We start from the raw sequence: 26,405 nt of genomic DNA, 5'->3' as shown, positions 1-26,405 counted from the left end.
GGGCATGAGCAAAGGAATCCCATCATGCGAGAAAAACTAGTCATTGGTAACTGGAAGCTGCACGGCGGCTTGCTTGAAAATCAAGGCTTGCTGAACAGGCTCAAGCAAGAGTTGCACGACCTCGATGGCGTAGCCACTGCCGTCTGCTTGCCTTATGTGTACTTGTATCAGGCGCAAGACTTGCTGCAAGACTCCACGATTGCCTGGGGCGCGCAAAATGTCAGCCAGTTCACAGAGGGTGCGTTTACCTCCTGTATTTCCGCCAAAATGGTGGCCGAGTTTGGCTGCACCTATACCATTATCGGCCATTCTGAACGCCGTGCCCTCAAACTAGAAAGTAACCAGGTCGCTACCAAGCGCCTGCTCAATGCTTTGCATGCCGGGCTGACGCCTATTTTTTGTGTCGGTGAGACCCAGGATGAGCGCGATGGCAATATGGCCGAACTGATCGTGCGCAACCAGATGCTGAATGTAGTGTATGGCCTGGATGATGAAGCCTTCGCGCTAGCCAAAAAATTCAATATGGTCATTGCCTATGAGCCTGTGTGGGCGATTGGCACCGGCGAGCATGCCACGCCTGAGCAGGCACAGCGCATGCACGCGTTTATCCGTATGATGATTGCTGAGCGCGACCGCGAGTTTGCCGAGCAGATTCGTATTGTCTATGGCGGCAGTATGGCGCCTAAAAATGCCTACAGTTTACTCAGCATGCCAGATATAGATGGTGGCTTATTGGGCCGTGCCGCGCTGGTTGCTGAAGATTTTGTCGATATCTGCAAGATTGCCAGCCGTTGCTACCAGCAAAAAACAGCTGTGCGTGAGTCATCGCGAGCGGTCCCCGTGTTTGAGGCATGACTGGCAACTATAAAGGGAATAAAAGCCATCTACCCACCAAGCTTTGCCAGCAATGCGGCAGACCCATGACTTGGCGTAAAGCATGGGCTAACAATTGGGATCAAGTCAAATATTGTTCTGAACGTTGTCGCCGCACGCCATCAAAACACGTCAAATGAGAAACCTTGTCATTATTCTTGGCGACCAGCTGACGCTGGATAACCCTGCATTACAGGGGTTTGACCCCATGCAAGATCATATCGTCATGGCAGAGGTCGCTCACGAGTCTCAGCATGTGTGGTCGCACCGGCAGCGCATTACACTATTTTTATCTGCCATGCGTCACTTCGCCCACCAGTTGCGCGCCCAACAATTCCCGCTCACTTATTTTAGCCTCGCGTCGCATGACTACCCGGATTTGCCTGCGATTTGGCAGCGCATGTTGCAGCAGCATCAACCACAGGCAATCAAAGTATGTGAACCCGGTGATTGGCGTGTCTGGCAAAGCCTGCAGGCTGTGGCTAAGCAACATGCAACGCCCTTACAAGTGCTGCAAGACACGCATTTTATGTGCAGCATAGACCAGTTCAAACGCTGGGCCGCGAAGTATGGCGAAAAAAATACTTCTTTGCGCATGGAGTTTTTTTATCGCGGCATGCGTAAAAAATACAATATTTTAATGGCTGGCGATGCGCCTGCGGGCGGTGACTGGAATTACGACCATGACAATCGGCAACCACTAGGCAGGCAAGGCCCGCAAGCGCTGGTGCCAGCGCCGGGGTTTACACCAGATGCAATCACCCTGGAAGTATTCGCGCTGGTCAAGGCGCGTTTTGCAGATCACCCGGGCCAACTGGAGGCTTTTGCCTGGCCAGTCACGCGTGAGCAAGCACTCACCTTGCTTACGCACTTTATCACCGAGAAATTACCTCAATTTGGCCCATATCAAGACGCCATGTGGCAAAACACGCCATATTTATGGCATTCACTGCTGGCCTCAGCGCTTAACCTTAAATTGCTCAATCCGCGCGAAGTGATTGCCGCTGCCGAGCAAGCCTATGTGAGCGGTCAGGCGCCATTGGGCAGTGTTGAAGGCTTTATTCGCCAGATATTGGGGTGGCGCGAGTTTGTGCGTGGGGTTTATTGGCTGGAGATGCCGGGGCTAAAGTCAGCCAATTATTTTCAGCATACGCGGGATTTGCCAGGCTGGTTTTGGACTGGTGAGACGCAGATGCAATGTTTGTCGCAGTGCATCAGTCAAACCTTGCAAACGGGCTATGCCCACCATATTCAGCGGCTGATGGTCATTGGGCTATTCTCGACCCTGGCGCAACTGTCGCCACAGCAGGTCTCTGACTGGTTTTTGGCGGTGTATGTGGATGCCGTCGAGTGGGTCGAGTTGCCGAATGTGGTAGGCATGGCTTTGTTTGCCAATGGTGGCCGTTTTACCAGCAAGCCGTATGTGGCGAGTGGCGCTTATATTCAGCGCATGAGCAATTATTGTGCGGGTTGCAAATACGACCCCAAGCAAAAAACAGGGGAGCGTGCCTGTCCGTTGACGACGTTGTATTGGGCGTTTTTAATCAAACATGAGGCTTGGCTGGCGAGCAATCCACGTACGCGGCTCATGGTCAAACATATTGCCAAGATGACTACAGATGAGCGGGTAGCGCTTGGCACACTTGCTGAGCAACGGTTGCAGCAATTGGCGTATTTGTAATAACACGTTTGTTTAATTTCATAAAACTGTCACATTTGACACAGGTTGAGTCGATACAATAATCGCCATGAAAAATACCACGCCTGCTCTGCTTGACAGAGACCTTAGCATTCTCAGTTTTAATGCCCGTGTACTGTCTTTAGCGCAGCGAGAGGACTATCCCCTACTCGAGCGTTTACGTTTTTTATGTATCGTCTCTAACAATCTTGATGAGTTCTTTGAGGTGCGCATGCCCTTGCAGATGGAGGCGTATCAGCAAGGTGTGACCAGCGGGCCAGTGTCAGCCACGACCTGTGAACAAGTGGCTACCATGGCACAGGCGCTGGTGGCGCAACAATACCAGTTGTTTAATGATGCGCTGATGCCAGCGCTGGCGAAAGAAAGCGTGCACCTGGTCTCTGGTGGTGTGCGTACACCAGAGCAAACCACTTGGGTGTCTAATTACTTCAAGCGTGAAGTGCTGCCGTTTTTAATGCCAGTCTCGCTGGATCCATCGCATCCGTTCCCGCAAGTTGCCAATAAGTCTCTCAATTTTATTGTGCGCATTGCTGTTGATGACGAAGAGAAAATTGCGATTGTACGTGTGCCGCGTGTGGTGCCGCGGCTGGTGCAGTTGCCGCCGTCCATCAGCAAAGGCGAACAATGCTTTGTATCCTTGACCAGTATTATCCGCGCCAATCTGGAAGTGCTGTTCCAGGGCGCCAGCATCCTGCATTTCTCCCAGTTCCGCGTCACGCGTAATAGTGACCTTGAGGTAGATGAGGATGATGTGATCAACTTGCGTACGGCCTTGCGTGAAGAGCTGGCGCATCGTCAATATGGTGAAGCCGTGCGCCTGGAGGTCACACAGGAATGTGATGACACGCTGGCCGAGTTTCTGCTTAAGCAGTTTAACCTGCCGCCGCTCGCGCTTTATCGCGTTAACGGGCCGGTAAACCTGGGGCGTTTGATCCAGTTGCCAGACATGGCCAAGGGCGACCACCTCAAGTTTGTGCCTTTCCAACCGCACTGGCCACGACATATCAAACGTAATACCTCCTTGCTGGCACAAATGCGTGAAAAAGACCTGCTGATTCACCAGCCTTACGAGAGTTTTGAGGTGGTCATCCAATTACTGGAAGAAGCGGTCAAAGACGATCAGGTGCTTGCTATCCGTATGACGATTTACCGTACCGGTGCGGATCCACGCATGTTGCGCTTGCTGCAAGAGGCCGTGCGTCGTGGCAAAGAAGTGCTGGTGGTGGTGGAGCTCAAAGCGCGCTTTGACGAAGAGGCAAACATTAACTGGGCGGAGGCCTTGGAGTCAGTCGGCGCGCAAGTGGTATATGGTGTTGTGGGCTTGAAAACGCACGCAAAAATGTTGCTGATTATGCGTCGCGAAGGCAAAGTGATTCACCGTTACGGCCACCTTTCTACCGGTAACTACAATCCGAAAACCACGCGTTTATACACAGACTGGAGCATGCTGACTGCGGATGCCAACCTGACGCGCGAAATGGAAACGGTGTTCCGCCACCTGACCAGCGAGTTGCCGATTCCGGCCCTGAAACATTTGCTGGTGGCACCATTTACCCTGCAAAACAGCATGATCAAGCAGCTGGAGAAGGCCCAGCGCCTGGCGAAACAGGGCAAACCAGCCAGGGTGATTGCCAAAATGAACGCCCTGACAGATGTGCCGTTGGTGGCCGCTTTGATGAAGGCTGCCAGCGCAGGCGTGGAGATTGACTTGATTGTGCGCGGTGCCTGCATCTTGCCGGTCGACTCACCCGCAGTCAAAGGTCGGATCCGCGTGCGTTCTATCGTCGGTCGCTTGCTGGAGCATTCACGCGTGTTTTATTTTGAGCTGGATGGGCAAGTGCAGATGTGGCTATCCAGCGCTGACTGGATGAGCCGCAATATGATGCGGCGGGTTGAGCTCGCCTGGCCTATTAAAGACCCGGCCATGCAAAGCCGCATTTACCAGGAAAGCCTGCAGCTTTACCTGCAAGACAACAAGGATGCCTGGCAATTGGCAGAAAAAGGCCAGTATGTGCCTGTGGCACAATTGGCGCAGGATGCCGAGCCGCTGTCTTGCCAGAACCTGTTATTGCAACAATATCATTCCATGTAGTGCCGCGCGATGTCAGTGAAAAATTTGATTTTATGGCGTCATGCCGAAGCCGAAGTGTTATTGCACGGCGCCTCTGACCTTGAGCGCGCGCTGACCAAAAAAGGGCATAAACAGGCCAAGCAAATGGCGAGCTGGCTCAAGAAGTATCTGCCAAAACAGACGTATGTGCTGGTGAGCCCTGCGGTGCGTACGCGTGAAACCGTGGCTTATTGGGGCGATGATTGGCAGGAGGATAGTCGGCTGGCGCCCGAAAGGCCATTGGAGCCTTTATTGCAGTTGCTGGCGCAAAGTCCGTTTGAGACTGTGATGCTGGTCGGCCACCAGCCCTGGATAGGGGAACTGGCAGCGCAAAGCCTGGGCATGCCAGACGGGCAGATCAGTATTAAGAAAGGTGCCGTGTGGTGGTTGCGGCTACCAAAATCGGGGCCACCCTATAAATTATATAGTGTGCAAAGCCCCGATTTGATTGAGTAAGCGGTGGCTATGACCTGGCTATTTTAAGTCAGGTGCATGCAGGCTTATTTCTTTGGTCTGCCGGTTTTAATCGTTGGCACGGCCGCCATCGCTGCTTTCAAAGAGGCGTCATCCATTGCTGATAGCAGCTTCAAGCCTGCCCTCAACAGTTCGCTCTTCTTGGCTGGTTTGGCCAGGCCTTCGAGGCGTTTTTTCAAGGTAGCGATTTGCGCATACTCTTCTTTTGGCATGGTGAAGCTATCGCGCTCCATTTTTACCTTGCTGGTTTTGGGTTTGTCCTTTTCAGTCGTTGTCGCTGTTTTGTTCACCACTTTAATGGCTGAGCTGGCAGGAGCCACTTTTTTCGTAGCGGCCGCTGTTTTTGCAACGGCTTTGGCAATCGGCTTAATGGCAGGTTTGGCCGTGGCTGGTTTTACAGTAGAGGGCTTTGCAGCAACAGGTTTCGCGCTGGCAGGCGTGGCAGCAACCGGTTTGGTTGCGACTGGCTTGGCTGGGTTGCTAGTTTTTGCTGTGGCTGGTTTATTGGTGCTCAAGGGTTTGGCGACTGGTTTGCTGGCCATGTGGTTCTCCTGAATTGATATTGTGAAAACAGTTTATACCGTTTTTTGCTGACGTCAATTGTCATAAATATTTCATATTTTTGTGGTGTTATAGAGGCTGTTTTTCATGACAAAATGCAGCACCTTTAATCAGGGAGTATGAGATGCGCAGGGTATTGGTGGCAAATACCAAAGGAGGCTGCGGCAAAACCACTCTGGCCACCAATCTTGCTGGCTATCTGGCGCAACTGGGGCACAAAATCGTGCTGGAAGATATTGACCGCCAGCAGTCTTCAGCTGACTGGCTGGCGCGCCGCCCATCGCATGTTGCCACCGTGTTTAATGCCGAAGACCTTGGTAAATCTGCCTTGCAGAAAGCAGATTGGGTGATTACTGACTCGCCGGGCGGGCTGCGGGACAAAAAGATTTCTGATGCGGTGACCGAGGCTGACCTGGTGTTGGTGCCTATTGCGCCATCTGCATTTGATATTGGGGCCACGCAAGACTTTTTGGAGCTGCTGGCTGAAGAAAAAGCCGTGCGCAAGCACAAGACATTTGTTGGCCTGGTGGGCATGCGTGTGATGCCTCGCACGCGCTCAGCAGAGCGCCTGCTAGCATTTATGGATGAATCAGGCTTTGCCGTGCTTTCCATGCTGCGTTCATCACAAATTTATGTGACGGCAGCGGAGGAAGGCTTAAGTATTTTTGAATTGTCGAACAGCTTGAAAGAGGTCGACATTGCGCAGTGGAATCCGGTCACCGACTGGATTCTGCAAAACAGTTAAAGCGAGCCTGTGACAAACAGGGAATCAAAGGGAGTGCTATGAAAGACAAGGTAAATCCGGTGTATCTGGATAAAGTAAAACAATTGAGCGCTGATGAGGCTGAACGCATTCTGTCACGCATGGGTGGTAAATTGCCTAAGCGTTTTATCAAGGAAAAACTAAGCCAGGAAGAAGCACTGGCCTTGCAGCTTGAGATTGAAGATGAGCAATTGCAGGAGTGGCGCGATAAAGTGGTCAAGCTGCGTGAAGAAGACGAAAAACGCGACAAGAAGAAAAAAGACTGAGTTGTCATCAACACAATAAAAAACGGGCATACATGCCCGTTTTTTATTTAACTATTTTATTTAGCTATGCCTGATCTCTAGCTGCCAGCCCAGTTTTTGCCATAACAGGCATTCCTCTTCCAGCAGGTAATGGGTTTGCGGGTGCTGGCTGGCCCATTGTGACGACAGTGCCAGGATAAATTGCTGTTTATGACGCTCCAGTTGCAAGTGTTTGAGCGCTGGCAGGCGGCGCGAATGGCAGAAAATCACTGCTAACCGCAAGGCCATCAACTGGCAGACCAGGTCCTGGTTGTCAAAGTCGGCGGCCAGTTTGCGTAATTTACCCTGATGGCCAAGTACCAGCAGGCTGATGGTATGCAACTCACTTTGTGCAAAACCCATCAGTTCTGTGTTGTCCAGGATGTAGGCGCCGTGTTTATTGCAGTCGGTGTGCGAAATGGCCCAGCCGATTTCATGACACAATGCAGCCCAGTGCAACAGTGGTTTTTGGCTATCGCAAGCCTGCATGGCGTCATAAAAATACAAGGCCAGCTTGCTCACATTGTTGGCGTGGTCCATTTCGACGCCAAAGCGTTTACACAGCCGCGCAATCGATGCCGTGCGTAAATCTTCGGTCGCATGGTCAGAGCTCAGCATGTCATATAGCACGCCATGACGTAAGGCGCCGTTCGCCACCATCAGTGTGTCCAGTTTCAGGGTGTCAAACACCGCGGTCAATACCGCCAGCCCGCCACCAATCACGGCACGCCTGTCGTCCTTAAGGCCTTCCATATTCAGGCGGTCAGCAGATTTGGCCTTAATTAAAATTTGCTTCAGCCATTCCAGTTGTGCCCGTTCGATGCGGTCTGTAGCAAAACCGGCACCCGCCAATACATCAGCGACGGCACCCACGGTGCCAGAGGCGCCATAGGCCACTTCGGACTGGCCGACGTAGCGGTTGGCAATCATGTCGATAATGGACTCGGCGGCAATTTCGGCGCGCTCAAAGTTGCGCTCACTGAACTGGCCATCGGCAAAATATTTTTGTGACCAGCCAACAGAGCCTAAGCGTAACGACTCCGTAACATTGGCCTTGAAATGCTGGCCGAGGATAAATTCGGTAGAGCGCCCGCCGATATCCACTACCAGGCGTTTTTCGTCTGATTGCGGCAGCATGCGGCTCACGCCCTGGTAAATCAGGCGCGCTTCTTCCACGCCGGAGATAATCTCAATTGGGTAGCCGAGTACTTTTTGTGCCTGCTTGATAAACTCGTCGCTGTTGGCGGCTTCACGCAAGGTTTGCGTGGCAACCGCGCGTACATGCTCAGGTGCAAACCCTTTCAGGCGCTCGCCAAAACGGGCCAGGCATTTCAGGCCGCGCTCAAACGCCTGCGGTTTCAGGTTGCGTTCTTCATCCAGGTCGCCGCCTTGTCGCACAGCTTCTTTTAAATAGTCGACACGTAGAATCTGGCCGTCCACAACGCGCCCGATTTCGAGGCGAAAACTGTTGGAACCCAAATCTACGGCAGCGAGTTGGGTGTCATGAGTAATATTTAGCATGCGATAATACGGGTAGGTTACTTAAGGTAGCGGTTAATGGCCTTGGGGTATTCTGGAAAGTAGCGTTCAATCACGCTTAAATCAAAGCTTCTCAAAATACTGGTATTGGACTCGCGGTCGAGCAAAAACTGGAAAGAAGCCGCCACCAATTCGGCAACGTTGTGCTTGGCATCGAGCAACGGATCCGCATAATCAGGTTTGACACTGACTTGATGCGTAGTGATGTGCGACCCATGTACCGTGACAGAAAACGAGTTCGGACTGGTTTCAGTCACCTCAATAGTCGCCATGCTTGCCTCCCCAGACAAATGCTGCAAACAGTATAAATCGTTATGTTGGCAGAGGCCAGTGAAACTAATATGAAAATGAAACCGCATAGGCAGGCTTGATTTCATCAAATCGTCATGTCAAAAAAATAACATCAAAAAACTCTAAGATACTATTTATGCGTCACTTATTTTACCTCGTATGCTTACTTTGCATTGCCCACAATGCCAATGCTGCACGCCCATTGGTCACGGATGATGCCCGTTTGACCAATGCCCATGGCTGCCAGTTGGAAAGCTGGATGCGCAGTTATCAGGGCGGTCATGAACTATGGGCACTGCCTGCATGCAACCTCGGCGAGAATTTTGAAATTACCCTGGGCGGCGGTAGCTATCGTAACAGCGATGACAACTATCACACCGAAGACTGGGTCGCCCAGTTTAAAACCCTGTTTAAACCGCTGGAAACCAATGGCTGGGGCATAGGCTTTGCCGCCGGGCGCGTCATGCATCCGGATATTCAGCCTGGGCCCAACCAGTTGGGGAATACCTATTTTTATGTGCCGGTTTCTTTCTCGCTGCGTGATGACGATGTGATTGTGCATGTCAACGTTGGCATGCTGCGCGACCGGCAGGAAGATCGCAACAAGGTCAATATGGGTGTCGGCTCCGAGTTTAAATTGGGTGGAAACTTCAAAGGCGTGGCTGAAGTGTTTGGTGACCATACGCAAAATCCTTTCTACCAAGTGGGCTTGCGTTACTCGCTGGTGCCGGAGGTGTTTCAGATTGATGGCACGGTCGGGCAGCAGGTGAATGGCAATAGTCAGACACAGTGGTTGTCGATTGGGGTGAGGTGGACGCCATAGCGGGTGGTTCTTTATTAGTCGTATTTTTTCGCCTTGTTGGCGAGTCACTTTCTGGTGCTTGCCCCCAGAAAGTAACCAAAGAGGAGGGCACCCAGCCATCACGGCCTGCGGCTCCCTTGCGTTGCTCAACAAAATAAGCCGGTCACGAAACTCGCCCTGACAAGCCACACACTTCGTGGCTTGTTGCGGAGCTCAGACAGTCGCTCCCTCTACTCTTATTTTGTCTCCGCTACTCAGCGTGATGGGATGGGATTATTCTCGCCAAACTCACATAGTAGAAGTTTGGACGGTTCCAAAACCAGATTCTTTTTCTTCAATTCGCGAATGGTTGCAGTCGCATGGTGTTCGGGGTCCCCATCTGCCGCGCCGAGTAGCGCAGGCAAAATAAGGTGAAGGGAGCGACTGTTCGAATCCCGCAGTAGCTCACGTTCTGTGTGAGCTACCAGGTTGAGTTTCGTGACCGCTTATTTTGACGAGCAACGCAGGAAACAAGCGGAAGCTGGGGTGCATTTCTTTTGGTTACTTATTCTTTGTGCAAGCAAAGAAAAGTCACTCGCCGAAAGGGCGAAAAGAAATGTTTCCTAAAATCGCCAGCATTCCAATCTGGTCATCAAACCTATTTCAACAAAATAATCCGATTAATCTGCCCCAACCTAAACGCCGTCTTAGTTAATTTGCCCCCTTTTAGTGCCAATGGCCGAATCGGGCAGGGCGGGATACGCCGACCATCTTCTAGCAGGGTGTCATCCTCTGCCGTCGATTGCCAGACACCGCCATTTACTGGCCTAAACTGCCAGCGGATATACCCAACTTTGGCACCCAGTTGCAACATTTCGTCACGGTCCGGCGCTTCACTGACCAGTAGTTCACTTTCGAGTTCTTCGTCATACTTGCCAAACGCCTGTTTGCAGGCGAGGGCTTCATGTTCACTGGCGCCGACATAGGTGCAGGCGCGGTGTTCTTCGCGTTGCACGTCCCAAGCACCTAATTGCCAGGCGGCGTCGAGTATGGCTTCTTCGACCACTTCTGGCTGCCGCCAGCGGTCATTGATCTGCAAGGCTGAGCCGGGCACGGGCTGTAGGATGGGTTTGAGCATGGGCAGGGCGGGTGTGGGCTGTTTGCGGAAGCCATGCCAGTGCAGCATGAGTAGCAAAGGTGTATCTGCGCGCGGGACGGCGGTCAGTGTGACTGCATACAGTGGCAGTTTCATGACCTGCATTTGCTCGATTAGCGTGTGAAAGAGATTCATACCTACTCTCCTAACCTGACATCTGAACAAAGAATGCTGCTTTAACAAATAGCTAGCAAAAAGTGTGCTGAATCGACCAGTTTGAATGGGTGAACAAGCAGCCAATGGCGTGCGTTGTGGTCTCTATGCACGCAATGGCGGTATGCTTTAATCACAGGTTAGGCTGCATTCAAGCAATCTCTTCAAATCCCCCTCTTGAAAAACGGTTTTTATTTCCCCATCTAAACGTAAATTTTTGTGTTCAACCCGTTTTTGGAGAAATTGTCATGACGACAGCGACAGCAGAATCGCAATTTAAACAGACCATGGGCTTTCAAGCCGAGGTCAAACAATTACTACAATTGATGATTCACTCGCTCTATAGCAACAAAGAGATCGTGTTGCGCGAGCTGATTTCCAACGCATCGGACGCGGCTGACAAGTTGCGTTTTGAGGCTATCTCTAACGGCAGCCTGTATGAAAACGACAGCGAGTTAAAGATCAACATCACGTTTGATAAAGACGCACGTACGCTGACCATTGCCGATAACGGTATCGGCATGCGCCGCGAAGAGGTGATTAACAACATCGGCACCATTGCCAAATCCGGTACCAAAGAGTTCTTCCAGAACCTGACCGGTGATCAAGCCAAAGATGCCAACCTGATTGGCCAGTTTGGCGTGGGTTTTTACTCCAGCTTTATCATTGCCGACAAAGTGACGCTGATTACGCGCCGTGCCGGTGAAACCGAAGCCATTAAATGGGAATCTGGCGGTGAAGGTGATTTCACCATTGAAACCACTGAAAAAGCTGGTCGTGGTACTGAGGTCATTTTGCATCTGCGCGAAGGTGAAGATGAGTTCCTCAACGACTGGAAACTGAAAACCATCATCCGCAAGTATTCTGACCATATTACTTTGCCAATTGTCATGAAGAAATCCGAATGGAAAGATGGCGAGAACGGCGAAGGCGGCCAGATGGTGACCACCAATGAAGACGAAACCATCAACAAGGCCTCAGCGTTGTGGGCACGCAGCAAAAGCGACATCACTGAAGAAGAGTACAACGAGTTTTACAAACACGTTTCGCATGATTACGAAAACCCGCTGGCGTATACGCATAGCCGCGTAGAGGGCAAGCAGGAATATATTTCATTGCTATATGTACCGGGCAAGGCACCGTTTGATTTATACGACCGCGATCGCCGTCAGGGCATCAAGTTATATGTGAAGCGCGTATTTATCCTTGAAGACGCGGAAAAGCTGATGCCGCAATACCTGCGCTTTGTGCGCGGCGTGATTGACTCAGCCGATTTGCCGTTGAACGTGTCGCGTGAAATTTTGCAGGACAGCCGCGACGTGGAAGCGATTAAAAATGGCTCAGTGAAAAAAGTATTGAGCTTGCTGGAAGATGTGGCTGAAAACAAACCGGAAGATTACGCCAAGTTCTGGGGCGAGTTTGGCCGCGTGCTCAAAGAAGGTCCGGGCGAAGATTTTGCCAATAAGGACAAGATTGCTGGTTTATTGCGCTTTGCTTCTACCCATGCGGATACTGAAGCACAAGAGGTGTCGCTCAAGGCCTATATTGAGCGCATGAAACCCGAGCAGGAAGCGATTTACTACATCACGGCCGATACGTTTGCTGCCGCCAAAAACTCACCGCACCTGGAAATCTTCCGTAAAAAAGGCATTGAAGTGTTGCTGATGTCGGACAAGGTAGATGAATGGTTGCTGGGCGGCTTGACCGAGTTTGAAGGCAAGAAACTGCAGTCGATTGCCAAAGGCGATTTGGATTTGGGCAAACTGGAAGACGAAGCCGACAAAGAAGCACAAAAGCAGGTTGAAGAGCAGGCTAAGGATTTAGTTGAGCGCATTAAAACCGCGCTGGGCGAGAGTGTCAAAGAAGTCAAAGTGACGCATCGCCTGACCGACTCACCAGCGTGTCTGGTGGCTGGCGAGCATGATTTGTCCGGTAATTTGGCGCGTATCCTGAAGGCTGCAGGCCAGAAAGCGCCAGACAGCAAACCTATCCTCGAGATTAACCCTGGTCACAGGCTGGTTGAAAAACTCAAGGCCGAAGCTGACGACACCAAATTTGCCGACTACGCGCATGTGTTGTTTGACCAGGCCTTGTTAGCTGAGGGCGGGCAACTGGAAGATCCGGCCAGTTTTGTCAAACGCATGAACAGCCTGATTTTGTAGTTTTGTTATGAGCTTTGATAAAGCCCGCCTTGGCGGGCTTTATTTTTTATATCTAAAAGTTATAAATATATTTATATTTATTATTTATTGATATTAAATGGCTTTGCTAGAGTACATGGCGAGAACCGTATAAACAGAGGTGAATGTCATGATACGCAGTGTGGCCGCAGTGATTCCATTATTGGTTTCGTTTTCATTTGGTAGTGCTTGGGCAACCGACGGCTATTTTGCGCATGGTTATGGCGTGCGTTCACAGGGCGTGGCGGGTGTAGGTATTGCCTTGCCGCAGGATGCACTGGCTGCTGCAGCTAACCCGGCGGGTCTGGGGAAAGTTGGTGACCGTATTGATGCAGGGGTGACCTGGTTCAGGCCAGTACGTGAGTCTGAGCTGGAAGGCAGCCCTTCACCGGGCGCCAATGGCACTTACAAAGGCAATGATACGCAGAATTTCTTGATCCCTGAGTTTGGCTACAACAAGCAATATTCTGACGACGTGACGCTGGGTGTGAGCGTGTATGGCAATGGTGGTATGAATACGGATTACAAAAACGGTATTCCACTGTTCCAAAGCCAGGGCCGTGCCGGGGTAGACTTGATCCAGGTATTTGTGGCACCAACGGCTACCTGGAAAGTGTCTGAAAAACATATTATCGGTGCGTCATTAAATCTGGCTTATCAGCGCTTTGAGGCCAAAGGCTTGCAAGGTTTTGATAATGCAAGCTTTAGCGCCGCACCAGGGCGGGTGACCAATAACGGGCATGACAATTCATATGGGGCAGGCGTGCATATTGGCTGGTTGGGTGAAATCACCGATACCGTGACTTTGGGTGCGACTTACCAGAGCCGTACTTATATGAGTAAGTTTGATAAATACAAAGGCCTGTTTGCCGAACAGGGTGACTTTGATATTCCATCTACCTATGGCGTGGGGATCGCAGTGAAAGCGACCCCGGCGTTGACGCTGGCGGCAGACTTTCAGCGCATTAACTATAGTGAAGTGGATGCGGTGGGTAATGCTTCGCTGACGAATTTGTTTAATGGCCTGGGTAATGACAATGGTGCCGGTTTTAACTGGCAGGACGCCAAGGTGTATAAGATTGGTGCTTTGTATCAATATAGCCCAAGCTTGACCTTGCGTGCAGGGTTTAACCATGTCGACCAGCCTATCCGCCGTGGCGATACCTTGCTCAATATCCTGGCGCCAGGAGTGGTGAAAGATCACGTATCACTTGGCGCGACTTGGGTATTAAGCCCGCAATCTGAACTGTCATTCTCTTATACGCATGCGTTTGAAAACAAAGTGGATGGAAGTGGTTCGATTCCTGCTGCCTTTGGTGGTGGTGAGGCTAATTTGAAGATGTATCAGGATGCACTGGGCATTGCCTATACCTGGAAACTGTAAAACTTTTTTATTGACGCCGCTTTCGGGCGTTATAATCAAAGGCCACAACATGAATTTTGTGGCCTTTTTTATGTCTGACACATTCTTGTTGTAGGCTTGCTTTTTGCTTTTGACTCACTTAAAGCAAATTTGTGATCAACACCCCAGGGGAAGATGTATGACTGCCAATGTGAAAAAAACACGTAAAAACGCTCAACAACCTGACAGTGCCCAAGCGGCTGACGAATTCGTACTCGAACAATTACCTATCCCACAAGCATTACGTAACCATCTCACTTTTTCATTAGGCAAGTCCAACTCATGGGCGACGACACGCGACTGGTACCAGACTGCGGCCTTTACCGTGCGTGACCACTTGATGAGCCGCTGGGTGAATACGCGCGATGCTTACCGTGATGCTAATACCAAACGCGTGTATTACCTTTCACTGGAGTTTTTGATTGGCCGCATGCTGTCTAACGCCGCACTTAATTTGGGCATTGCACCGGAACTAAGCGAGGGCTTGCAGGAGATTGGCCAAAAGCTCGAAGGTGTGGCCGAGCTGGAGCCGGATGCTGCTTTAGGTAACGGTGGCCTGGGCAGACTGGCCGCGTGCTTTGTCGACTCAATGGCGACTATGGATATTCCGGCGACCGGCTATGGCATTCGTTATGACTATGGCATGTTCAGACAAACGATTGAGAACGGCCAGCAGAAAGAAAACCCGGACAACTGGTTGCGCTACCAGAACATTTGGGAAGTACAGCGCCCTGAGCATACCTGTGAGGTGAAGTTTTATGGCCGCGTGTTGCATGTGCATACCGAACATGGCATTGAGCATCACTGGGTAGACCACGAAACCGTGGTGGCCATGCCGTATGATGTGCCGGTGCCTGGCTATGGCACGCAAACCGTGAACAATCTGCGGTTATGGTCGGCCAAGGCGACGAACGAGTTTGACCTGGCACACTTTAATGAAGGTAATTACGAGAAGTCGGTTGAAGGCCGCCATAGCGCCGAGACCATTTCACAAGTGCTGTATCCCAACGATACTTCTGAGTCTGGCAAGGCATTGCGCCTGAAGCAACAATACTTCTTTGTCTCTGCCTCAACGCAGGATATTCTGCACCGCTTCACCAACTACAACGCTGACTGGAATACCTTGCCGGAAAAAGTGGCGATCCAGTTAAACGATACGCATCCGGCGATTGCGGTTGCGGAAATGATGCATCAACTGGTAGATCACTATCACTTGCCATGGGACAAAGCCTGGAAGTTGATCACCAAAATGTTTGCTTATACTAACCACACGCTGATGCCCGAGGCACTAGAAACCTGGTCGGTCGATTTATTCGCGCAGTTATTGCCACGTCACCTGGAAATCATTTACGAAATAAACCATCAGTTCTTGCAGATGGTTAACCAGCATTTTCCTGGCGATACTGCCTTGTTGCAACGCGTTTCTATTATTGATGAAACGCATGGCCGTCGCGTGCGTATGGCGCACCTGGCGATTGTCGGTAGCCATACCGTCAACGGCGTGGCCGAGCTGCATAGTGAGTTATTGAAAACCACCTTGTTTGCTGATTTTAATAAAATCTACCCGGGCAAGTTTACCAATGTGACCAATGGTATTACACCGCGTCGCTGGTTAAACCAGGCCAATCCTTTGCTGACGGAATTGTTAACCAAGCATATTGGCGCTGGTTTTCAGAAAGACCTGAGTTTGATCAAAAAGGTTGAGCCGCTTGCTGATAATGCTGCGTTCAGAAAAGCGTTCCGTGAGGTTAAAAAAGCCAACAAGCAACGCCTGGCCGACAAAATCCTGCAAAAAACAGGCATCGCCATTAATACCAATGCTTTGTTTGATGTGCAAATTAAACGCATCCACGAATACAAGCGGCAGTTATTAAATGTCTTGCACGTCATTACTTTGTATAACCGTATCCGTAGCGGACAAGTGAGCCAGCACACGCCGCGTGTGGTCATTTTTGCCGGTAAGGCTGCGCCAGGCTATTGGCTGGCCAAGCAGATTATCCGCCTCATTAACGATGTAGCGACCATGATCAATAATGACCCGGCCGTGAATGACAAGTTGAAGGTGGTGTTCTACCCCAACTATGAAGTCAGTGCGGCAGAAATCCTCTTCCCGGGGGCGGATTTGTCTGAGCAGATTTCAACCGCAGGCACCGAGGCCAGCGGCACCGGTAATATGAAAATGGCGTTGAATGGCGCGTTGACCATAGGCACGCTGGATGGTGCTAATGTGGAGATCAAGGAAGAGGTTGGCGACGAGAATATCTTTATTTTTGGCCTGACCACGCCTGAAGTCGCGCAACTCAAAGCCAGCAACTATAACCCGTGGGATTATTACCATGGCAACAGCGAGCTGAAACAAGTCATAGACATGATAGGTAACGGCTTTTTCTCGGTAGAAGAGCCTAGCCGTTACCAGGCCATCGTCGACACCTTGTTGCATAAGGGTGACCAATACCTGTTGCTGGCGGATTATGCTGCCTATGTCACCACACAGGAAAAAGTGGCTGCCTTGTATCAGGATGAAGAGGCTTGGTCACGCATGGCGATTTTAAATGTGGCGCGCATGGCAAAATTCTCCAGTGACCGCACGATTGCTGATTACGCACAACGTATCTGGCAGGTTTCACCATTTAAAGCCTGATTTTTTATCTGACAGCGTCAACAAAGCAAGTCCATCTGGACTTGCTTTGTGCTTTATGGGTACACTGCATTTAACTTGTTAAAGAGCGTTATCATGAAAAACACAGCATGGGTATTGTTGGCCGGTTTATTAATCACAGATGCACAGGCGTTGGACCTCAAGGGCTTGGGCGATATTGTTGAAAAAGTCGGTGGTAGCTCGTCCAGTAGCAGTGGTGGTAATAGTAGCGCAGTCAGTAACTTGAGCGAACAGGAAACCAGCGACGGCCTCAAGCAAGCGCTTAACCAGGGCGTGAGTAAAGCCGTTGGCCTGTTGGGCACGACCGATGGTTTTATGGGCAATAAAGAGGTCAAAATCCCGTTGCCGGATTCTTTGAAGAAAATTGAAAAAGGCATGCGCATGGTGGGCATGGGCAGCCAGGCCGATGAGTTGATCTTAAAAATGAACCGCGCCGCTGAACAGGCCGTGCCTGAGGCCAAAACGTTATTGGTGAATTCGGTTAAGCAAATGAGTGTGACCGATGCCAAAAATATTCTCACCGGTCCGCAAGATGCCGCCACGCAATATTTCAAGAAAACGACTTCTACCGATATGGCGGCCAAGTTCCTGCCTATCGTGCAAAAAGCCACGGCCAATGTGCAACTGGCAGACACTTATAATAAATATGCCGAGATGGGCAGCAAGTTTGGCGTGATTAAAAAAGAGGATGCCAATATTAACCAGTATGTGACGCAGAAAGCACTGGATGGTGTATACCTGATGATTGCCAAAGAAGAAGCTGCCATTCGCCAGGACCCGATGGGCCAGGCCAGTAATCTGCTCAAAAAGGTATTTGGTGCTGCCAAGTAGCCGACTCTCATCAGCTTCTACATTGCACCCGCGCGTCGGCGCGGGTGTGTCGACATAATTCTTTCTTTTTACTTTAATGATTTTGTCATCATAGGCATTTAACCTGCACGGCATATGCAGGTGATGCCCATGATTAGTCAAAATCGCTCAAACAATTCCCCGGCTTCAAGCAATGCGCTAGTGGTTTGGCGTCTGTTAGACGGCAAACCCGGTCATGAGCATCAGTCTCTTGGTCTGGTCAATGCCATGCAGCAACGCATGTTGGTTCAAGTGGTCGATGTGCCAGTGGGCCGTGGTGGCGCAGGCTGGTTATACCTGGCTGCGGGTGTGTGGCCAGCTGGCAAACACTTATCCAAACCGGATATGATTATTGGCGCGGGTCATGCCACGCACGGACATATGCTGGCCGCCAAACGTGCTTATGGTGGGCAAACGGTGTGCATGATGCAGCCTAGCCTGCCTGCCGAAATGTTTGATGTTTGTTTGATTCCTGAGCACGACCAATACCGTGGTTTCTCCAGTTTTATCGAGACGCGCGGTGTCATTAATCATATTCAGCCCAGTACTGCCGCCAAAGAGAGTAGTGACGTTTTGATCATGATAGGTGGGCCCAGCAAGCATTTTCACTGGGATGAATTGGGTGTGGTTGCGCAAGTCTATGACTTAGTGCGCAAGCATACTGAAGTCAATTACATCCTGACCACTTCCAGACGCACGCCAGCCAGCTTTGTGTCTGCCATGCAGCGTGTGAGGTTAACTAACCTGACTATTATCCCGATTGCCGACACCGATAAAGACTGGGTGCAAACTACCTTGTCACGCGTGTCTACGGCCTGGGTGACCGAGGATTCTGTTTCTATGGTGTATGAAGCGCTCACGGCACAAGTCGCGGTGGGGCTGATTAACCTCTCAGCCAAAGGCAAGAGCCGCGTCAGTCGGGGCATGGAAAAATTAATAGATCGTCAACTGGTGACCAGGTATGACCCTTATGGTTTGTATCGTCAATATATGCGGCCAGTGATTGGCTTTAATGAGGCCAGCCGTTGCAGCGATGCCTTGCTGGCTTATTTCCATCGACCTTCTACAAGGCGTCGCCTGGTATCACGATTAACCTAGTGGTTGAAGTTCTGTTTTGCGTAGACTGACAGTTTTACAGGTATTACCTGCCTTGCAATCGGGCGGGGTAGAGCGGGGCACGCTGGAGGTCGCAGCGCATCTGGTTGCGCAAGGGCACCGCTCGCTGGTGATGTCGGCGGGTGGCCGTATGGTGGCTGAGCTAGAGGCGGCAGGCAGTACCCATTTCACCTTTCCCATTGGCCGCAAGTCGTTGCTGACATTAGGATTGATTCCTAAATTGCGGGCGCTATGGCGGCGTGAGCAAGTGGACATTGTGCATGTGCGTTCGCGCTTTCCGGCCTGGGTAGTATATCTGGCCTGGAAAGGCCTGCCTCCTGAGCAGCGACCACGCATGGTGACGACGGTACATGGCTATTACCGGCCTGGCTGGTATAGCCGCATCATGACTTGTGGTGAGCGGGTTATCGTCATTTCTAAAACAATACAGGCCTATGCACAGCGCGAGTATCAGGCAGATGTGCGCAAATTGCAGCTGATTTACCGCGGGGTGGATACCGCCCAGTACTCCCCTGGCTATGCGCCAGATGTGAACTGGCAACAGGCGTGGTTTGCCGAATATCCGCAGACACGCGGCAAGCGCTTGTTGGTGTTGCCTGCCAGGGTCTCACGCTGGAAAGGCGGTGCAGATTTTATAGACATGTTGCGCATTGTTTGCCAGCAGCATCAGGATGTACACGCTTTGCTGGTGGGCGAGGTGGCCGCTGACAAGCAGGCCTTTGCCACTGGTTTGCAGCAGAAGATACACGTAGCCGGATTGTCCGAGTGCGTCACGCTGACCGGCCACCGCCGCGATGTAAAACAGATTATGGCCATATCCAAGATCGTTTACTCCTTATCTACCGAGCCGGAAGCCTTTGGACGGACGACAGTGGAAGCATTGAGTTTGGGCGTGCCGGTGATTGGTTACCAGCATGGAGGTGTGGCTGAGCAGTTGGCCGCGCTATTGCCGGAAGGGGCAGTGCCGGTGGGCAATGTGGCCGAAGTCGCCATGCTGACACTGAACTGGTTGGCACACCCCCCTACCGTGTTGCCAAACACACAGTTTTCATTGCCGGTGATGCAGCAGAAAACACTGGCGGTCTATCATGATGTGATGGCCGATGCCGGGCAGGGGAATTAATCATGCATGCCATTGCGTCTTTACATCAGGATAAGCCCCTCGGCATACCGCAGGCTTTAGCACACATTTGCTTATTGCTGGCTGTGATGATCATCGCCTGGAGCCCTTTTTCTGGGGGTGCGAGGTTGCCTACTTTGTTACTGGCTATTGTTGGTGCGGGATTGTTGCTGGCGAGGTTCTCAGATTTACGCAAGCATCGCGCAGTGTGCCGCTGGACAGCGGTTTTTTTGCTGTTATGGCTGCCTATGTGGCTATCATTACTGCATGCGTTTGATGTCAAAGCCACATTAGCGGCTATTGCCTGGTTTAGCCTGATGTATCTGGCAGGACTTGCCCTGATTATGCTATTGCAGCAGGCTACGGTTAGGCCATTACTTGCGCGCTGGCTGAGTTGGGTCATTGCCCTGTGGATAATGGATAGTGCTATTCAATACCTGTTTGGGGTGGATGTGCTGGGCATGCCCAAAACGCCTGAGGGCCGGATTACCGGCATGTTCAGCGATTTGCACCAAGGCATCCTGATGTTGGCTGTGTTACCCCTTATTTTTTATCACTGGCAGCCTAAATATGGTTGGCTGGCCTGGGCAATGCTGCTGGGCGCCGGGGTGGTGGTGGCGCTGTCTGGTGCACGTGGTTATGTCTATATTTATCTTCTGATGTTGCTACTGGGGCTATGGCGTAGCCAGCCTAGCTGGAAAGTCTGGCTGCTTGTCTTGGCAGTGCCACTGGTCGTAACTCTGTGTTCTAGCTTTCTAAATCCACAGTTAGCCAAATATAAACTGCAGAATACACAGGCCATCGCTGCCGCTGAGCAATCCGCTTTTGAGCGGGTGAATCATGCACTCAGTTATCGCCTGAACTTGTGGGAAACCGGATTGCGTATGTGGCAAGCCGAACCGATCACCGGCATAGGCAGCAATAACTACAAGCGTGCCTATGCACAATACACCAGCCGGGCCGATGATCCTTTTGCCCACAATCCTACCCATAGCCATAATATTTATGTCGAATGGCTGGCAGAAACCGGACTGGTTGGCGGTTTGGGGTTGGTGGCGATTGTGGTGTTATGTGTACGCTGGTTCAGGCAGGCAACAGTCGCTGATCAATCTCAGGCCTGGCCTTACGCCTTGCCGTTGATGGTGCTTTACTTCCCGGTCAATACCACACAGCCAATGCTGGTGCCGTGGTGGTTTCCGGTATTACTGTTACTGGCTTGCGCGTTTATTGCCAGCTTGGAGCGGAGCCAAGATGACCATCCAACCTAGGTTGATGTCATACCAGGATGCTGATTGTTTGAGCGCTACGCTGGATCACACCGTCGTGCGCGACTTGCCACGCGACCCGGCCATTAGGCGCGTCCTCATTATGAAGTGGGGCGGTATGGGAGATATCGTCATCAGTACCGCCATCATGGAGGATATCCGTCAGGCTTTTCCACAGGCCGAATTGCATTTGAACACCATGCCAGCCTGGCAATCACTATTTGCGGATGATCCCAGGTTTCAGCGGGTGTGGTGCGTGAACTTGCAGCAAACGCCAGGCCGCTGGCGCGCTTACAAACAGTGGCTGGCAGAAGTAGTTTCTATGCAATACGATTTGATTATTGACCTGCAAACCAACGATAAAAGCCGTGGTTTGCTGGCGATGCTCCGTTTGATGGGCAAGGCTCCAATTTGGTTATTGGGTAATCACCCGCGTTTCCCTTACACCATTCGTCAGCCGCAGCGCCTGCCACAGGCACACAGCTTCCAAATCATGCAGCAAACCTTGCTGGCGGCCGGTATTCCTTTGCACACGCATGGTCCCAAGTTACATATTGCGCCATCTTCAGTGACGGCTGCCGAGCAGTTGTTGTCGCAACATGGTTTGCAATCCAAATCGTTTGTGGTTTTTTTGTGTGGTAGCCATGCCAGTGGCCTGACCAAGCGTTGGGGGGCTGCCAATTATGGCGCCTTAGTTGAGTATTATCTGCAGCAGGGCCAACGCGTGGTTTTGCTTGGCGGACGTGATGAGGCGGAAGAGTGCCTGGCAATTGCCAGCCCATATCCGCAACAAGTGGTGAACTTATGCGGGCAGACCCGTTTGCTTGAAGTCCCCGTCATCTGCGCGCATGCCAGCGCGATTATGGCTAATGATACAGGGACCGCGCATCTGGCCGCGGCGACGCACACGCCCATGACGGTGATCTGTGGCCCGACCAATCCCTTGCGGGTGAAACCACCAGGCCAGCAGGTGCAGGCCGTGCAACTGGACCTCCCGTGCAAGAACTGTTATGCCAAGCAGTGCAGCCATCATAGCTGTATGCAACAACTCACCCCGCAACGCATCCTACCTTATTTGGCTGAGGCCAGGCATGCCTAAGGTGATTTGGTGGGGGCGGTCAGACCGCAATTATTCGCGCAACCGGATTTGTCGGCAATTGCTGCAATCTATGGGCTATGAGCTGATTGATTTTTCACCGCGCATCAGTGCCCTGGCCGATATTGAGGCACAGTTAAAAGGCCTGCGCGCAGACCTAGTGTGGGTGCCCTGTTTCCGGCATCGCGATGTGGCAGCTGCCACGCGATGGGCGCGCAAGAAAAATATTCCTGTGTTGTTTGACCCTCTAATTAGCGCCTGGCAAAAGCAGGTGTATGAGCGGCGGAAGTTTGCGGTTGATAGCAGGCAGGCCCAACAACTATTGCGCCGCGAGTTACAGTGGCTGCAAGCGGTGGATATGGTATTGCTGGATACCGAGCCACAACAGCACATGTTTACGCAGCGCTTCATGTTGTCACCGGCAAAAACGGCTTGTGTTTATGTAGGCGCTGAGCAGCCCTTGTTTACCCCGGTGGAAGTTGAGCCGTGCCCGGCGGCGATTGAAGTATTGTTTTATGGCAGCTTTATTGCCTTGCATGGGGTCGCAACCGTGATCAATGCCGCCAAAATGACCGCTGGCCAGTCCCATATTCAATGGGTGTTGCTGGGAGATGGGCCAGAAAAGGCCGGTGCACAACAACAGGCGGTGGGCATGGCGAATGTGCGGTTTGAGGCGGGTATTCCTTATACGCAACTGCCACACCGCATCGCGCAAGCGGATATTGTGCTGGGCGTGTTTGGGGATTCGGAGAAAGCTGCACAAGTGATTCCCAATAAAGTATTCCAAGCACTGGCTTGTGCAAAACCGGTGATTACTCGTGCAAGCGCGGCTTATCCGGTTGAGTTAAGCCATGACAGGCCGCGAGGGTTGTGGCAAATTGAAGCCGCTAATCCGGTTGCGCTGGCCGAGGCTGTGGTGCAGTGGTCGCGTTGTGCACGTGACCAGGGGCAGGCTGCGCATGGTTGGTATCAAATGCATTTTTCAGAAACCCGTTTGCGTCAGCAGCTCATGTCAGCGCTTAACGCCATCGGTTTGCCGGTTGCATGATGTTGGACGTCCCTTTATGACCTGCGCACGCATCCTTGTTGTGACACTCTCGAATATAGGCGATGCCATCATGACTACGCCAGTACTGGCTTCCTTGCATGCCCAATATCCTGATGCGCGGATAGATCTGGTCTGTGATGTCCGCTCATCAGCCTTGTTTGAACCATGCCCTTATATGGGCCGACTGTTTAAACGGGACAAAAAGAGCGGCTGGAAAGGCTATTGGCAACTGATTGCTGCGTTAAGGCAAACGAATTACGACGTCATTGTGGATTTACGCACCGACTTTCTGCTGTATTTGCTACGCGGAAAGCAGAAATTCAAAAAGTTATCCAATCAAAATACCTTGCATGTACATTCGGCAGAAAAACACCTGGCAGCCATACACGGCTTGGTTGGCTGTCGCACGTCGCCTGTGCAGTTATGGGCCAGCGAGCAAGATCAGCAAACCGTGGCCGCGCAGTTTTCAACACCAGGGCGCTGGCTGGCGATTGGGCCCGGGGCAAATTTTGCCGGAAAAATCTGGCCAGTTGAACGTTATGTGGCCGTCGCCAATGCCTTGGCTGCGCACATTGATGGCATCGTTTTGCTGGGCAGTGCGGCTGATCGCTCACTGGCAAAGCACTTTACTGCGCAGGCTACCCTGCCGGTCTACGATGCGTGTGGTCGTTTGAGCCTGCCGCAATCCTACGCACTGCTTAAACAATGCCATGTGTATCTGGGCAATGATTCTGGCCTAGGCCATATGGCTGCTGCCGCTGGGCTGCCTACCTTCACCCTGTTCGGGCCAGGCTCCCCTGGGCGCTACTTGCCGTGGTCCACGCAGGCGTATTTTATCCAGGATCCGCAACAGAGTATTTCTGGCATCACCGTGCAAGAAGTGGTGGATAGATTGCACACATTGCTGCTTCAAACAGGCAAATAAGTGCATGGCCAGCATCTATGTAAAGCTACAACAGGTATAAATAATCCTCATGAATCATACGCAGAGCGCTTACACACAATTAGCCAGGCTGATGGCCTATATCAAGCCTTATTGGCTGACATTTGCCATGGCCTTGGTGTGCCTGGTGGTGCTCTCCGCCAGTAATACTGGCTTTTTGAGTACGATCAAGCATGTGACAGATGAAGGCTTTGCCGGTCACGCAGAAAATAATTCACGCATTTATCTGGCTGCCATGCTGTGTGGCCTGTTATTTGTGCGGGCGCTGGCCGGGTTTGGTTCCAATTACCTGATGCGTATCGTCGGGCGGCGAGTGATTGAAGATGTACGCAATCATGTGTTTGGCCATATGCTCACGCTGCCCGCCAGTTTTTTTGATCAGCATGCCATCGCCAACATCACTACCAAAATGACCTTTGATTGTGAGCAACTATATAGTGCGGTCACCAAAGTCATTATTTCCTCCATCCGCGATAGTCTGACCATACTCGGCATCGTGGCTTATATGTTGTACCTGGACTGGAAGCTGACCATGGTGTTTTTAATGCTGGCGCCGCTGATTACCCGCTACCTGAAGAAAATGACGCCCAAGCTGCGCAACTCCGGCAAGCAGGTGCAAGCCAGTATGACTGATATGACGCAAGTCATTGAAGAAGCCGCTAGCGGCCAGCGTGTGGTCAAGGTATTTAATGGCCAAGCCTATGAATATCAGCGCTTCAGTAATATTTCCGCAACAAATCGACAGATGATGGTGAGGCTGGGGCGCATTTCCGGCTTGAATAGTATGTTTGTCGAAGTGTTGGCAGCGATTGCGTTGGGGACGGTCATTTATTATGCCGCCGGCGAGTTCACCGCCGGCGAGTTCGCCGCCTTTATCGGTGCCTTGCTGATGTTGATTGGCCCGGTGAAAGCCATTGCTTCTGTCAACGAAGATGTACAAATTGCGGTGACCGCCTGCCAGAGTGTATTTGCCGTGCTGGATACCCCGGCAGAAAGCAATCAGGGGCAGTTGCTATTGGGGGCGCCCATTAAAGAGATTCAATTGCAGAATGTGGCTTTTAAATATCCTTATGGGCAACATGCGGCATTGAAGCAACTCAATCTGACGATCCTGGCGGGGGAAAGTATTGCGCTGGTGGGCATGTCGGGCGGGGGGAAATCCACGCTGGTCAATCTGTTGCCGCGCTTCCACGAAATACAGCAAGGCAAGATCACGATCAATGGTATCGACATTCAGCAACTGCCATTGCCACATTTGCGGCAACAATTTGCACTGGTCAGTCAGGACACTGTGCTGTTTAACGACACGATATATAACAATATTGCTTACGGTAGTTTGCGTGGAGTCACGAAAGAGGCGGTGATTGCTGCGGCCAAGGCAGCGTATGCCTGGGAGTTTATCGAAAAGCTGCCGCAACAATTGGATACCCATATTGGTGACCGCGGCCTGCGCCTGTCAGGCGGCCAGCGGCAGCGGCTCTCGATTGCGCGTGCGATGCTCAAAAATGCACCTATATTAATTCTGGACGAAGCGACCTCAGCACTGGACAACGAATCCGAGCACAAAGTGCAGGCGGCTTTAAACCAGCTCATGCAGGGCAAAACCACCATCATGATCGCCCACCGCTTAACGACCATACAACATGCCAGTCGAATTATTGTGATGGATCAAGGTCAAATCGTGGAAGAGGGACAGCACGAGCAACTCATGCAGGCTGGCGGCAAATACGCCGCACTCTACAATATGCATGAAATTAGCAAATAACTGTTGACACTGTTTTTGAAACTTTGCTATAGTCTCACCTCTCGACGCAACACAAGTTTTACTAGTCGATTCGGACGCGGGATGGAGCAGTCTGGCAGCTCGTCGGGCTCATAACCCGAAGGTCACAGGTTCAAATCCTGTTCCCGCAACCAAGCAAAAAAGTCGTTTTAAAGTTAAATGAATTTGATGCTTGACCGAACGAAAAACCTCTGTATAATGCGCACCTCGTTACGAAATAACGGTAACGAAAACAGCGAAAAGCTGATGTTCTTTAAAAA

Annotated in this window: 23 protein-coding genes and 1 tRNA gene; 20 read left to right on the top strand and 4 right to left on the bottom strand. The window is 51.4% G+C overall.

The features are described 5' to 3' along the window. Positions 1–24 precede the first annotated feature (24 nt). From tpiA to INP79_RS12455, 5 genes are all read left to right on the top strand, one after another. Positions 25–855, top strand: coding sequence for a triose-phosphate isomerase (tpiA, locus tag INP79_RS12475; protein ID WP_194754605.1), 831 nt, complete (start codon positions 25–27; stop codon positions 853–855). Then, complete coding sequence (locus INP79_RS12470) at positions 852–1,013, top strand: DUF2256 domain-containing protein (protein ID WP_194754604.1); 162 nt, start codon at positions 852–854, stop codon at positions 1,011–1,013. Before tpiA ends, INP79_RS12470 begins: the two co-directional genes overlap by 4 nt. Then, positions 1,010–2,554 (top strand): cryptochrome/photolyase family protein, encoded by a 1,545-nt coding sequence (locus INP79_RS12465; protein ID WP_194754603.1) that lies wholly within the window; start codon positions 1,010–1,012, stop codon positions 2,552–2,554. The genes INP79_RS12470 and INP79_RS12465 overlap by 4 nt, the downstream gene beginning before the upstream one ends. A gap of 67 nt (positions 2,555–2,621) precedes the next feature. Beyond that, entirely contained in the window at positions 2,622–4,664 is a 2,043-nt protein-coding gene (gene ppk1 / locus INP79_RS12460; RefSeq protein ID WP_194754602.1) for a polyphosphate kinase 1, read from the top strand. Between the two features lie 9 nt (positions 4,665–4,673). Further along, positions 4,674–5,138 (top strand): histidine phosphatase family protein, encoded by a 465-nt coding sequence (locus INP79_RS12455; RefSeq protein ID WP_194741679.1) that lies wholly within the window; start codon positions 4,674–4,676, stop codon positions 5,136–5,138. A 44-nt stretch (positions 5,139–5,182) separates the two neighbouring features. Here the strand turns inward: INP79_RS12455 and INP79_RS12450 are convergent, their stop codons facing one another. Further along, positions 5,183–5,698: a hypothetical protein gene (locus INP79_RS12450; protein ID WP_194754601.1), complete on the bottom strand. Its 516-nt coding sequence runs from the start codon at positions 5,696–5,698 to the stop codon at positions 5,183–5,185. A gap of 143 nt (positions 5,699–5,841) precedes the next feature. On the opposite strand from INP79_RS12450, the gene INP79_RS12445 reads away from it, so the two are divergent. Beyond that, positions 5,842–6,462 (top strand): ParA family protein, encoded by a 621-nt coding sequence (locus INP79_RS12445; protein WP_019883106.1) that lies wholly within the window; start codon positions 5,842–5,844, stop codon positions 6,460–6,462. A gap of 38 nt (positions 6,463–6,500) precedes the next feature. Further along, a complete protein-coding gene (locus INP79_RS12440) occupies positions 6,501–6,746 on the top strand; it encodes a hypothetical protein (protein WP_194741681.1) in 246 nt (81 codons plus the stop codon). Between the two features lie 60 nt (positions 6,747–6,806). Here the strand turns inward: INP79_RS12440 and INP79_RS12435 are convergent, their stop codons facing one another. Both INP79_RS12435 and INP79_RS12430 read right to left on the bottom strand, forming a co-directional pair. Further along, the gene (locus tag INP79_RS12435) at positions 6,807–8,285 is read right to left on the bottom strand and encodes an exopolyphosphatase (RefSeq protein ID WP_194754600.1); all 1,479 of its coding nucleotides are present in this window, start codon (positions 8,283–8,285) and stop codon (positions 6,807–6,809) included. Between the two features lie 17 nt (positions 8,286–8,302). Beyond that, complete coding sequence (locus INP79_RS12430) at positions 8,303–8,575, bottom strand: hypothetical protein (RefSeq protein ID WP_228519969.1); 273 nt, start codon at positions 8,573–8,575, stop codon at positions 8,303–8,305. A gap of 155 nt (positions 8,576–8,730) precedes the next feature. On the opposite strand from INP79_RS12430, the gene INP79_RS12425 reads away from it, so the two are divergent. Beyond that, complete coding sequence (locus INP79_RS12425) at positions 8,731–9,417, top strand: hypothetical protein (protein WP_194754599.1); 687 nt, start codon at positions 8,731–8,733, stop codon at positions 9,415–9,417. A 616-nt stretch (positions 9,418–10,033) separates the two neighbouring features. Here INP79_RS12425 and INP79_RS12420 read toward each other — a convergent pair. Beyond that, positions 10,034–10,666, bottom strand: coding sequence for a diguanylate cyclase (locus INP79_RS12420; protein ID WP_194754598.1), 633 nt, complete (start codon positions 10,664–10,666; stop codon positions 10,034–10,036). A 266-nt stretch (positions 10,667–10,932) separates the two neighbouring features. Here INP79_RS12420 and htpG point away from each other — a divergent pair, with 266 nt between their 5' ends. The 12 genes from htpG to INP79_RS12360 all read left to right on the top strand — a co-directional run bounded on the left by htpG (position 10,933) and on the right by INP79_RS12360 (position 26,279). Continuing rightward, positions 10,933–12,846: a molecular chaperone HtpG gene (gene htpG, locus INP79_RS12415; RefSeq protein ID WP_194754597.1), complete on the top strand. Its 1,914-nt coding sequence runs from the start codon at positions 10,933–10,935 to the stop codon at positions 12,844–12,846. Between the two features lie 148 nt (positions 12,847–12,994). Further along, on the top strand, positions 12,995–14,248 hold the full coding sequence (locus tag INP79_RS12410) for an OmpP1/FadL family transporter (RefSeq protein ID WP_194754596.1): 1,254 nt from the start codon (positions 12,995–12,997) through the stop codon (positions 14,246–14,248). A 157-nt stretch (positions 14,249–14,405) separates the two neighbouring features. Then, complete coding sequence (locus INP79_RS12405) at positions 14,406–16,907, top strand: glycogen/starch/alpha-glucan phosphorylase (RefSeq protein ID WP_194754595.1); 2,502 nt, start codon at positions 14,406–14,408, stop codon at positions 16,905–16,907. A gap of 93 nt (positions 16,908–17,000) precedes the next feature. After that, positions 17,001–17,756: a DUF4197 domain-containing protein gene (locus INP79_RS12400; protein WP_194754594.1), complete on the top strand. Its 756-nt coding sequence runs from the start codon at positions 17,001–17,003 to the stop codon at positions 17,754–17,756. A gap of 129 nt (positions 17,757–17,885) precedes the next feature. Beyond that, positions 17,886–18,872 carry a mitochondrial fission ELM1 family protein gene (locus tag INP79_RS12395; protein WP_228519967.1) on the top strand — a complete coding sequence of 329 codons (987 nt, stop codon included), beginning with the start codon at positions 17,886–17,888 and terminating at the stop codon, positions 18,870–18,872. A 16-nt stretch (positions 18,873–18,888) separates the two neighbouring features. Then, the gene (locus INP79_RS12390; RefSeq protein ID WP_194754592.1) at positions 18,889–20,013 is read left to right on the top strand and encodes a glycosyltransferase; all 1,125 of its coding nucleotides are present in this window, start codon (positions 18,889–18,891) and stop codon (positions 20,011–20,013) included. A gap of 2 nt (positions 20,014–20,015) precedes the next feature. Continuing rightward, positions 20,016–21,278, top strand: a complete 1,263-nt coding sequence (locus INP79_RS12385; RefSeq protein ID WP_194754591.1) for an O-antigen ligase — start codon at positions 20,016–20,018, stop codon at positions 21,276–21,278. After that, positions 21,262–22,374: a glycosyltransferase family 9 protein gene (locus INP79_RS12380; protein ID WP_194754590.1), complete on the top strand. Its 1,113-nt coding sequence runs from the start codon at positions 21,262–21,264 to the stop codon at positions 22,372–22,374. The genes INP79_RS12385 and INP79_RS12380 overlap by 17 nt, the downstream gene beginning before the upstream one ends. Beyond that, positions 22,367–23,419 carry a glycosyltransferase gene (locus INP79_RS12375; protein ID WP_194754589.1) on the top strand — a complete coding sequence of 351 codons (1,053 nt, stop codon included), beginning with the start codon at positions 22,367–22,369 and terminating at the stop codon, positions 23,417–23,419. The genes INP79_RS12380 and INP79_RS12375 overlap by 8 nt, the downstream gene beginning before the upstream one ends. A 16-nt stretch (positions 23,420–23,435) precedes the next feature. After that, entirely contained in the window at positions 23,436–24,344 is a 909-nt protein-coding gene (locus tag INP79_RS12370) for a glycosyltransferase family 9 protein (RefSeq protein WP_194754588.1), read from the top strand. 49 nt (positions 24,345–24,393) lie between these two features. Beyond that, complete coding sequence (gene msbA, locus INP79_RS12365; RefSeq protein ID WP_194754587.1) at positions 24,394–26,127, top strand: lipid A export permease/ATP-binding protein MsbA; 1,734 nt, start codon at positions 24,394–24,396, stop codon at positions 26,125–26,127. A gap of 75 nt (positions 26,128–26,202) precedes the next feature. Then, positions 26,203–26,279: transfer RNA gene (locus tag INP79_RS12360), tRNA-Met, on the top strand. Positions 26,280–26,405: the final 126 nt, after the last annotated feature.

This window comes from Methylophilus sp. QUAN (assembly GCF_015354445.1).
Lineage (GTDB): Bacteria > Pseudomonadota > Gammaproteobacteria > Burkholderiales > Methylophilaceae > Methylophilus.
This window is presented reverse-complemented; position numbering and strand designations above follow the sequence as displayed.

Excerpts from the sequence above, each read along its gene's own strand:
- tpiA (WP_194754605.1), top strand. The coding sequence starts at position 25 with ATGCGAGAAAAACTAGTCATTGGTAACTGGAAGCTGCACGGCGGCTTG.
- INP79_RS12470 (WP_194754604.1), top strand. The coding sequence starts at position 852 with ATGACTGGCAACTATAAAGGGAATAAAAGCCATCTACCCACCAAGCTT.
- INP79_RS12465 (WP_194754603.1), top strand. The coding sequence starts at position 1,010 with ATGAGAAACCTTGTCATTATTCTTGGCGACCAGCTGACGCTGGATAAC.
- ppk1 (WP_194754602.1), top strand. The coding sequence starts at position 2,622 with ATGAAAAATACCACGCCTGCTCTGCTTGACAGAGACCTTAGCATTCTC.
- INP79_RS12455 (WP_194741679.1), top strand. The coding sequence starts at position 4,674 with ATGTCAGTGAAAAATTTGATTTTATGGCGTCATGCCGAAGCCGAAGTG.
- INP79_RS12450 (WP_194754601.1), bottom strand. The coding sequence starts at position 5,698 with ATGGCCAGCAAACCAGTCGCCAAACCCTTGAGCACCAATAAACCAGCC.
- INP79_RS12445 (WP_019883106.1), top strand. The coding sequence starts at position 5,842 with ATGCGCAGGGTATTGGTGGCAAATACCAAAGGAGGCTGCGGCAAAACC.
- INP79_RS12440 (WP_194741681.1), top strand. The coding sequence starts at position 6,501 with ATGAAAGACAAGGTAAATCCGGTGTATCTGGATAAAGTAAAACAATTG.
- INP79_RS12435 (WP_194754600.1), bottom strand. The coding sequence starts at position 8,285 with ATGCTAAATATTACTCATGACACCCAACTCGCTGCCGTAGATTTGGGT.
- INP79_RS12430 (WP_228519969.1), bottom strand. The coding sequence starts at position 8,575 with ATGGCGACTATTGAGGTGACTGAAACCAGTCCGAACTCGTTTTCTGTC.
- INP79_RS12425 (WP_194754599.1), top strand. The coding sequence starts at position 8,731 with ATGCGTCACTTATTTTACCTCGTATGCTTACTTTGCATTGCCCACAAT.
- INP79_RS12420 (WP_194754598.1), bottom strand. The coding sequence starts at position 10,666 with ATGAATCTCTTTCACACGCTAATCGAGCAAATGCAGGTCATGAAACTG.
- htpG (WP_194754597.1), top strand. The coding sequence starts at position 10,933 with ATGACGACAGCGACAGCAGAATCGCAATTTAAACAGACCATGGGCTTT.
- INP79_RS12410 (WP_194754596.1), top strand. The coding sequence starts at position 12,995 with ATGATACGCAGTGTGGCCGCAGTGATTCCATTATTGGTTTCGTTTTCA.
- INP79_RS12405 (WP_194754595.1), top strand. The coding sequence starts at position 14,406 with ATGACTGCCAATGTGAAAAAAACACGTAAAAACGCTCAACAACCTGAC.
- INP79_RS12400 (WP_194754594.1), top strand. The coding sequence starts at position 17,001 with ATGAAAAACACAGCATGGGTATTGTTGGCCGGTTTATTAATCACAGAT.
- INP79_RS12395 (WP_228519967.1), top strand. The coding sequence starts at position 17,886 with ATGATTAGTCAAAATCGCTCAAACAATTCCCCGGCTTCAAGCAATGCG.
- INP79_RS12385 (WP_194754591.1), top strand. The coding sequence starts at position 20,016 with ATGCATGCCATTGCGTCTTTACATCAGGATAAGCCCCTCGGCATACCG.
- INP79_RS12380 (WP_194754590.1), top strand. The coding sequence starts at position 21,262 with ATGACCATCCAACCTAGGTTGATGTCATACCAGGATGCTGATTGTTTG.
- INP79_RS12375 (WP_194754589.1), top strand. The coding sequence starts at position 22,367 with ATGCCTAAGGTGATTTGGTGGGGGCGGTCAGACCGCAATTATTCGCGC.
- INP79_RS12370 (WP_194754588.1), top strand. The coding sequence starts at position 23,436 with ATGACCTGCGCACGCATCCTTGTTGTGACACTCTCGAATATAGGCGAT.
- msbA (WP_194754587.1), top strand. The coding sequence starts at position 24,394 with ATGAATCATACGCAGAGCGCTTACACACAATTAGCCAGGCTGATGGCC.